The 9,235-nt window shown below is 40.8% G+C and carries 5 protein-coding genes and 1 pseudogene; 3 read left to right on the plus strand and 3 right to left on the minus strand.

What is annotated here, in order from left to right:
* Positions 1–152: 152 nt before the first annotated feature.
* Positions 153–256 (minus strand): annotated as a pseudogene (locus VF06_RS40020) (transposase family protein); the annotation flags it as partial.
* Between the two features lie 420 nt (positions 257–676).
* On the opposite strand from VF06_RS40020, the gene VF06_RS38220 reads away from it, so the two are divergent.
* From VF06_RS38220 to VF06_RS38230, 3 genes are all read left to right on the plus strand, one after another.
* Complete coding sequence (locus VF06_RS38220; RefSeq protein WP_099072657.1) at positions 677–1,996, plus strand: hypothetical protein; 1,320 nt, start codon at positions 677–679, stop codon at positions 1,994–1,996.
* Between the two features lie 48 nt (positions 1,997–2,044).
* On the plus strand, positions 2,045–4,153 hold the full coding sequence (locus VF06_RS38225) for a hypothetical protein (RefSeq protein ID WP_099072656.1): 2,109 nt from the start codon (positions 2,045–2,047) through the stop codon (positions 4,151–4,153).
* A gap of 212 nt (positions 4,154–4,365) precedes the next feature.
* Positions 4,366–6,672 (plus strand): WD40 repeat domain-containing protein, encoded by a 2,307-nt coding sequence (locus tag VF06_RS38230; protein ID WP_099072655.1) that lies wholly within the window; start codon positions 4,366–4,368, stop codon positions 6,670–6,672.
* Positions 6,673–6,679: 7 nt separating this feature from the next.
* On the opposite strand, the gene VF06_RS38235 is transcribed toward VF06_RS38230, so the two are convergent.
* Complete coding sequence (locus VF06_RS38235; protein WP_099072654.1) at positions 6,680–7,885, minus strand: vWA domain-containing protein; 1,206 nt, start codon at positions 7,883–7,885, stop codon at positions 6,680–6,682.
* Between the two features lie 13 nt (positions 7,886–7,898).
* Positions 7,899–8,900 (minus strand): ATP-binding protein, encoded by a 1,002-nt coding sequence (locus VF06_RS38240; RefSeq protein WP_099072659.1) that lies wholly within the window; start codon positions 8,898–8,900, stop codon positions 7,899–7,901.
* Positions 8,901–9,235: the final 335 nt, after the last annotated feature.

A 9,235-nucleotide genomic window follows, 5' to 3' on the forward strand; every position in this document is an offset into this window, starting at 1 on the left:
CTATATAGTAATCCGATTTGATTCCTGAAATTATCTGCGTAGGTAGGGAACAGGGAATAGGGAACAGGGAACAGAAAAGAAGGGTATAGATGTGTACTGAATCTTGTTCAAAAATCAAATAGGAGTCCTATATAAAAATATATGTATCGAGATTCAATTGCTACCCAACTGTCCGCCCCACATATCACCGCACAGATCGCAATAGTCAAAATATAGTCAAAATATCAATTAATTTGTGTCGCTTCGTGCGATATATAGCAGTCCTAAATCATTTTAGGACTTACGCAACGCCGATATTGTCATTGCGACCGTAACGGAGTGTAGGGAAGCAATCCCAGCGTCAGGGGGGATTACTTCTCTACGAGACGCTGTGCGTAGCTTGCTTCTGTGTAGGAGTACGCTATCGCTCGTAATGACCCAATTACGTTATTTTTGCGTAAGTCCTGCATTTGTGGAATCTTGCTACTGTTGACAGTCAACGGTCAACAGTCAACGACCACTACTGAAATTTTTCACAACTAAAATAGGATTGCTATAAAGGTTTCTGGTGGAAGGTAAGGGGTGATGGTGTGATTTAGCTTACTCTTGTACTTACTTATAACCATGAAATTAAAATTCTTTTGAGATTTTGGGAAAGCTAATACTATATCTCATACCTAAAATCTGATTTCTTGCTATGCTTGATGACAAAGATTTTGCGATCGCCTCGGCTGAGGATACATCAACTTCGATACTTGAAAAGCTGTCTTCACATCCTCGAATAGAAATTCGTGAGGCTGTAGCTAGAAATCCGAATACATCAACTAAAACACTGCTCAAATTAGGTAAAGAGTTTCCAGAGGCGATAATTGCAAACCCGATTTTTAATCTTTTGCTGCTAGAAAATCCTGAAAGTCATTTCGTTAGGCTGTCTTTAGCGCGTAGCACAACAACTAGTGAAGACGTAATCGTTAGGTTATCAAAGATTGAGGATGAGGAAATTCTTTGTGCTGTAGCGGGAAATCCCAAGACACCGCTTGACATCCTCGAACAACTTGTGGAAGAACCGCCTCTTTTCTACGATGACGAAAATGCTGATGAATCTGATTTCGATCGCCTATTCATTGCGATCGCTCGCAATCCCAACACTTCTGAATCATTATTGCATCAACTAGCCGACACTGGAAGCACCTCTGTCAAAATGGCGATCGCCGAGAACCCGAAAGCACCGTCATCTCTGCTAACTAAGTTTGCAGATTGGAGAAACTTTTCGATGCACAAAGCACTGGCTCGAAATCCTCAAGCACCAATCGAAATACTAGAAAAACTAGCAGGAGAAAATGAAAAAGAAATTCGTGAGATGGTTAAGAATCATCCAAATGTTTCCAAAACTGCGATCGCTATCATCAATTTTATGGAGGGAAAACCAGGAACATCAATTGAGTTGCTAGAGCAGTTAGCCAGCGATAAACGAGCCTCTGTCCGACTATTGGTTGCTTCCCATCCTTCAACCCCTGCAAAGATTTTAGAAAAACTCGCCCAGGATAAAGATAAAGATATAACACTCAAAGCCTCAAAAAATCGCAATGCAAACTCTACAGTTTTAGAATTTTATGCAGAATCCTTGGTTAAGCAATGTCAGCTAGTCTCGATATCAAATGTGCAGTTTTATGTAAGAGATGCAGTTGAATTAGTGAAACGTTCTGACATCACTCCAAAAGTGTTAGAAAATTTGTTACCGATGAATTCCTATGATGTATTCAAAGCGATCGCATCATCTCCAAACACCCCACCAAGTATTCTGCTTGCACTTACCGACTATAAAGCTCCGTCTAGTGTAGACATTCATTTTCTCATCAGTCTCGCTAAAAACCGCAATACACCCTCAGAAGGGCTGGAAAAGCTTTATTTAAAAATCAACCAAATACAGCATCCAAATACGATGGATGGTTTAAAAGCGATCGCCACTCATCCGAATACCCCCGTTCATGTGCGACAACAATTGTTCTTTTTCTAGAACAATTCGTAGTTGATTGCCGATTAACTATACAAATTGAGATACTTAATGGATAATATTATTGCTCTAACAAACAACTTAACACAGGCGGAATTAATAGCAGCAGATTCTAGTACCGAACCTGAAATATTGCGTGAATTAGCATTATTTACAGACCAAAAAACTCGTCAAGCAGTTGCTAGTAATCCCAACACACCACCTGATGTACTTTTAAAATTAGGAGCAGAATTTCCCTCCGAATTTTTGAGTAATCTAATATTTCCATTGCTGTTATTAGAAAATCCTAATCTAGTTGCAGAAATTCCCTTACCTACCTTGCGAAGTATTCTCAGGCTAGAAAATGTTCCTATATATATTTTAGAACAAGCAGCAGACAAGGCAGATTTGGAAGTGCAATTAGCATTAGTTAAAAATGTCCAAACTTCAAAAGGTGTATTAAATCGGTTAGCCCAAAGCCGACATTCCCAAGTTGTAGATGCTGCTCGTTTACATATTACTTATGCTGGAGAATTAACACAAAAATATGAGGAAAAAATCACACAAGTAATTCAAGGGATTATTGCTACTAGTCAAGTTCATACTACCAGTTTCACTGTTCTAGCTCAGATTTGTCCTATTCCAGAATTTATAGTCGAATATTGGGTAAAAGATTCTCATTATCGGGATCGCTTATGTAGAAAAATCGCTTATTCAACTGCTACCTTTCCTAGTATTCTTCAGCAATTAGCTTATCATCCTGATGGTTACACAAAGGTGGGAGCAGTTCAAAATCCAAATACCCCCGTAGAAACTTTACGACAATTAGCAAGGGAACAGGATTTAGGGCTATTAAAAATAATCACTAGGAATCCCAATATACCTAGTGATATTTTAGAGAGTTTGAGTCAAAATCCAGACCAAACAGTTCGGATTCAAGTCGCTCAACATCCCAATACACCCTTAGCTGTGGTGAAAGAATTGGTAAACGATACAGATATGCACGTTGCTAATGCTGCTACTGAGGTAATCAGAGAAAAACAAGGAGAATATATTACTCAAACAGTCAGAAAAAATCCCAAAACTCCCGCCCATGTTCTAGAAAAGTTACTACAAAAAGATCCCCGGACTGTCTGTGAACACCCAAATACACCACCAGAAATACTCTTAGAATTTTCCCAAAGTGTGCATAGGGAGATGCGGGAATGTGTTGCGAGGAATCCTAATGCACCAGTCAGTATTTTAGAAAATTTGGCTGATGATGAATCTTCTAATGTTTGCAGAGAAGTTGCGCGAAATCCTCATACACCAATCAGACTTTTATTTAAGCAATTAGCTAGAGATGCTTGTGTAAATGGTGCGATCGCTTATCAAATGTCAACTAAAAAAAATGGTCAATATCCTGAGAAAGACAGTATTTTAGATATCCTAGCAGAAGAAAGCACCAGTCCCCTAGAAACCATTTTGCAGCGATTAGCACAGGATGGAGGAGAAGCGGCGCGTATTTTTCTGGCTCGACGCTTTGACTTACCTGCTGATTTATTAGCACAGCTAGCTGACGCAACTGAAGAGAAAGTACGGGAAGCCGTAGCGCAAAACATCAACGCCCCCGCCAGTAGCTTAGAAAAACTCGCTCAAGCACCAGAAACAAAAGTTCGTGAAGCAGTAGCCCAAAACCCCAATACACCAATTACTATCCTGGAACAACTCAGCAACGATAAGAAATATGAGGTTTTGGTACACATTGCACAAAAAAACCTGTCATCTGAGACTTTAGAACTACTAGCCAATAGTAAATCAGACCAAGTGCGTGAAAAAGCAATGCTCAATCCTAGTTTGTCAAAACAGGCTATAGAGCGTATTCTTTGCGGCGAATATGCAACAGATTTCTTAAAACTGAATCCTGATTTCCTATCTCGTCATCCTGATAGCCTAACTTTAACACTGAATCATTATGCTCAGTCTCAGTTTCCTTTAGTTAACTATATTGCCTTACAACAACCGCAGATTTCCCAGGATTTATTACAAGAAAAAAGCCTTGCTATTTCATGGTTAGAACGATTAGCTGTAGCTCAAAATCCCGCAGCCACTCAACAAATTATCATCAAACTGGCACAAGATAGTAATCAACTAGTGCGAGCCACAGCAAAAGATAGATTGCAAAATCTCTCTCAAACTTAAAAAAATGCCATCCATTCGATATTTTTTCTTAAGAATTAAGTAACACAAGTAAAAAAACAACCATGTTAATTAATACAAAAAGACTAAAATTGAGTTCGTAGTAAGGACTTTAGTCCTTATTTCAAAACAAATATTTAATTATTTTACCGGTTCTACTAACTTTCTATATTTTCTAAAAATCTGTGTAAATCCACCATCAAAAATCTATAATTATGCTGCCAGAAAAACAAGTAACAACCAACCAGACGACAGAATTAAAACAACTACGAGAAATTGGTGGCGCACAGGAATTGCTAGCAGCCTATCAACGAGGTGAGCGTGATTTTGCAAAAGTCAACCTTGAAAATGCTGACCTGAGTCAAGCCAATTTAACCGGAATTAATCTAGAACAAGCTAACCTCAAAAATGCTAACCTCTGTGGTACAAATCTCAGTGAAGCCAATTTACAAACAGCAGATTTACGCGGTGCAAACCTCACTCAAACCAACTTAAGATATGCCCATCTCAATGGTAGTGATTTACGGCAGGCAGTAATCAAACAAGCTGATTTGTATCGAGCTAATCTCAGTTGGGCAAATTTGAGTCAACAAGACTTGAGAGGAGCTAATTTAGCCAGAGTTGATTTCCAAGGTGCTGATTTGAGTGCCGCTAATTTGAGTGAGGCGAATCTGAATGAAGCCAAGCTAGATGCAGCTAATTTAACTGGTGCAATTTTGGTAGGAGCCAATCTTACTTATGCTTATATGCCCCGTGTGCAATTAGTACAAGCCAACCTCGAAAAAACTCAATTAGTGCATACTGAATTAACAGCAGCTAATTTACAACAATGTGTTTTAGATCGAGCTAATTTGACGGGAGTTAGACTACGAAAAGCGCAACTACAAAAAGCCAGCCTACAAAAAGCCTATTTATCGGGAAGCCAATTACAAGCAGCAAATTTGACGAATGCAAACTTGCAAAAAGCAGACTTATCTCAAGCTAATTTAGAAGACGCAATTTTGACACAAGCCGACCTACGAGGAGCAGAAATTCCTCAAGCAACGCAGGCAAACTTAGAATTAGCAATTTTGGGGGAACTCGATAAAATCATTGAACAATCTCTACATTTAGAACTAAAGGTATGGGGTTCATCTTTTGCCTTTAGCCCTGATAGTGAGATGCTGGCATATACTGACTGGAATGAGAAAATTATCTTAGTTAATACCAACACAGGGGAACAAGTTAATCAAATAGATTTGCAATCAGAACCAGTTGTTTCAGTCGTTTTCAGTGCAGATGGAAAAACTATCTGTGAGAGTTTATATGTGAATGAGTTGAAACTATGGAACCCCTTCACAGGGGAGTTAATTCAACATCTCAAAAATCACTCTGCCAATTATACTTCTTTTGTATTTAATGCTTCTTTTGTATTTGATGGCAAATCCCAAGGTGTAGCCATGATGGGTACAGGAGAACCCTTTGAGGTCTTTGACGTTGGTCATGAAACAAGAACATTAAAGGGTTATTCTAGTGGTATCCTGACTCAAGCACATAGCCCAGATGGGCAACTCACCGCCCGAAGTGCGCCAGATGTAGACGGTCAGATAGAACTGCTAGATAGACAAACTGGTAAACGAATTTGTCTACTGACCGGACACAAAGCAGCAGTACAATCTTTGGCTTTTAGCCCTGATAGTCAGACCCTAGCCAGCAAAAGTGCTGAAGATTTTAAACTGTGGCGAATTGCAGAGGGGAAGGAAACATATAGTTGCTTGCGATCGCAACGTGAGAACTATCCTACTATTATGTTTACCCAAGCAAATCATCAATCCAATCCAGGATTAATTAGCAGCGATTTTTATGCTTCTTTTGGAGAAAGAAGGGCTGCACCCGGTGAAATCGACCCAGAAAGGTGGAACTTTGGCGGTGGACGTTGGTCTTTTGGCTCTGATGTTACCCTGAGCGCAGATGGAAAAGTACTGGCAAGATGCTATTACAAGCAACCTGTTCAATTATGGAATTTACAAACTGGTGAAGATAATGGGGTTGTAAATTTAGATGGTGATTATGGTTTTCCCTTAGCACTCAATTCTACTGGAAGTATGCTAGCGGCTACAGGTCAGGGGGAAATTGCCCTGTGGGATGTAAAAACAAACAAAATGATTTATCGTTTTACACATGATTCTAACTGGATAAAGCAAATCGTTTTTAGCCCAGATGACAGAATGCTTGCCAGTGGAGCTGATGATAAAACAATTAAGCTGTGGGATTTGCAAACCAATTGTGAAATCAAAACTTTGCAAGATTATTCTAGTATTCAAGCTCTAGCTTTCAGCCCTTTAGAGCCAATTTTAGCTAGTGTCAATAGAGACAGTACTATTAGACTCTGGGATTTGCAGACAATGGAAAAAATCCATAGTTTCAAAAGCGATGGACAAGAAGTAATCAATTTAAAATTTAGTCCAGACGGCAAATTGTTAGGTAGTAGCAACAAAAAGAGCATTCGTGTGTGGCAATTGCGACGAACATCACAATCATAGGCATTTTTCAAACCGATAATAATCGCACTGCTTCCCCAAAGGGAAACTCCTCTAAAGTCAAACCACCAGGAGTCACCACCCACAACACAGGTAATTGCGGCACTTTATCGGGGAAAGTACCGTAACCATCCGTTAAATAAATACACACGCTTTGAGTTTGTCCATCCCAACTGGCTGCGACTTTCTCAAAAAACGGTACAAATGATGTACCTCCGCCACCTTGGGGTTTTGGCAGAGTGAGATTGAGATTGAGTTCGTAGGGGCCGTAAGCTTCAGCATCAACGTAATAAAGCTGGCATTTTAAATGAGGATAAGCACTTAAAATTCCCTGTACTTCACCCAAAAACATTGACAATTGCTGATGGTCAACGGAGCCACTAGTATCAACAGCTACATATACCTCCACATTTTCTGCTTGCAGAGTTTCCAGATACAGTTTTCGCCCAATAAAGCGACGGTCGAAGCCAGCAAAGTCTGTAGGTGTCTGCACTAGATAACGCCACAGGTAACTACGCCAATCAATTTGCGCGGTGCTTAATGCTCCTAATTCCCGTTCTATGCCGGCTGGTAGTAAACCTTGATTCGTGGTGCGGGCAACGATCGCAGCTTGTTGTAAAGCATTGCGCCAGTGGGCTGCCAAGGCGGCATTTTTGGCGGCTGAGAGACTATCGGCCGCTTTTCCAGGGTTTGAGGGGCTATGATTGTGGCTGACATTGTTCGTCTCATCTGGAGTTGTGGCTGATGAGGCATCACTAGGGGCTGCATTCAGCAAGTCAGGATACCGTAGTTTTACGGTTTTATGAGTATCTTTTAATAGCAATTCATAAATTTCTTCAACACTCAAATTTTCTATTTTAGGTTCTCGCAATCCCCCTGGAGGCAATTCAAATACACTCTGTTGGCTAATAATGCCGTTGACTACTATATCTGCGGCAATATTCCACAGTTCAGCTTCCCGCACACCCCGACGGGTTACATGCAACAGGGCAGCGTGTAACACTTCATGTAGTAACAGTCCATCTTGTTGCGGGGTGGGTAAAGCCAGCAGATACTCTGGATTAAAAAATATATCTTTACCGTCAGTAGCAGCAGTTGGTATTTGCACTGAAGGGAGGAAGCGCGCAAACAAGGCTAGAGTGGCAAAAAACGGCGACTTCATCCGCAAACGCAGCACCGCAGCACTGATAATTCGGGAGCTATTTTGATGATTCATCTGTTATATCGGCTCACAAACCCACTAGTTGCTGAAAATCTTGGAGAAATTGCTGTAATTTCGCATCTTTCTGAACTAATTGAGCCAAAACACCCAGTTGTCCTTTACTCCGCATGACTCGAAATAAATCTACAGCAAACAATTGCACCCATTCGGCGGTAGCAACTTGACTGAGCCAAAGAAAAGCATTGTAGGCTTGGTTAGCGTCGGCTGCACGTAATGTTAAACCGATAGCTGTGGCATATTTAGCACTTGGTTCCTGTGGCCAGGGAATGCGATCGCCTTGACCTGCTAAAATCAACTTCAGATTCGGTAAGGTCTTGTAAAGGTCGGTAAAAGCTTGAAACTCACTTGCAGTAGCCACTCCCACTGCTGGTGTAATATCTAATTCTGCTTGGTGTAGCGCACTTGCCATTTCCCAAGAACGAGGCGAAGGCCAAGCAGGTTGCTGGGGGTCGATTTTGTGCAATAATGTGGGGCGAAAGGAAATAAAGGCAATAATTTGCTCGTGTATACCCTTTTCTAAGGCATAGGCTTTAAAGCTATCAAAATCAGCTTGCACTTCCAAATGTAAAAACCTGTTTGCTAAAGGTGCAGGCATATCAAACACAGCTGCGCGGTCTTCTTTGCGGTTACCAGCAGCCCAAACAAACCAATCGGATGGGACAACATAAGAGCCAACCTTTCTATCTAAAATCAACTGTTGAGCTACTCCTTGCATTGCTGGCGGTGCCATATTTAGTTCATCTAAAAATAAAATACCCTTCCCACTGCGAGGTAAAAATTCTGGCGGATACCATTTAGATATTTCATTTTCAGCAACTGGTAAACCACGCAAATCAGTTGGCGCAAGTTGGCTGAGGCGTACATCTGTAAACTCAATCTCATACTCTTGAGCTATCTGCTTGACGATGCTCGACTTTCCAATACCAGCCGACCCCCAAATCATCGTACTAATTTGCAAGTTTTTACTGATTAGATTATTCAAATATGCTTTTAAGTGAGCAGGAGTCATGGATTTTTGATTAATACTGAGTTTGTTTCTCAGTATTCCCATCCTTCTCATAACTATTTGTCTTAGAATTGCAAAATTCTGCGGTGCATTGTCTTTCCTAATGCAACAATCATCATCTTAAATTCTAGCTTGGTAACTAAATCTGGTTGCGATCGCTCCAGTGCTGACTCAATACAGTTCGGGTAAAGGGTACAGGAAAAATCTATCCCTTTCCCCTTTAACCTTTCCCCTTTCCCCTTTCCCCTTCCTCCTTCCTCCTTTCCCCTTTCCCCTTTAACCTTTCCCCTTTAACCTTTCCCCTTTAACCTTTCCCCTTTCCCCTTTCCCCTTTCCCC

This window comes from Nostoc linckia z4 (assembly GCF_002608075.1).
Taxonomy (GTDB): Bacteria; Cyanobacteriota; Cyanobacteriia; order Cyanobacteriales; family Nostocaceae; genus Nostoc; species Nostoc linckia.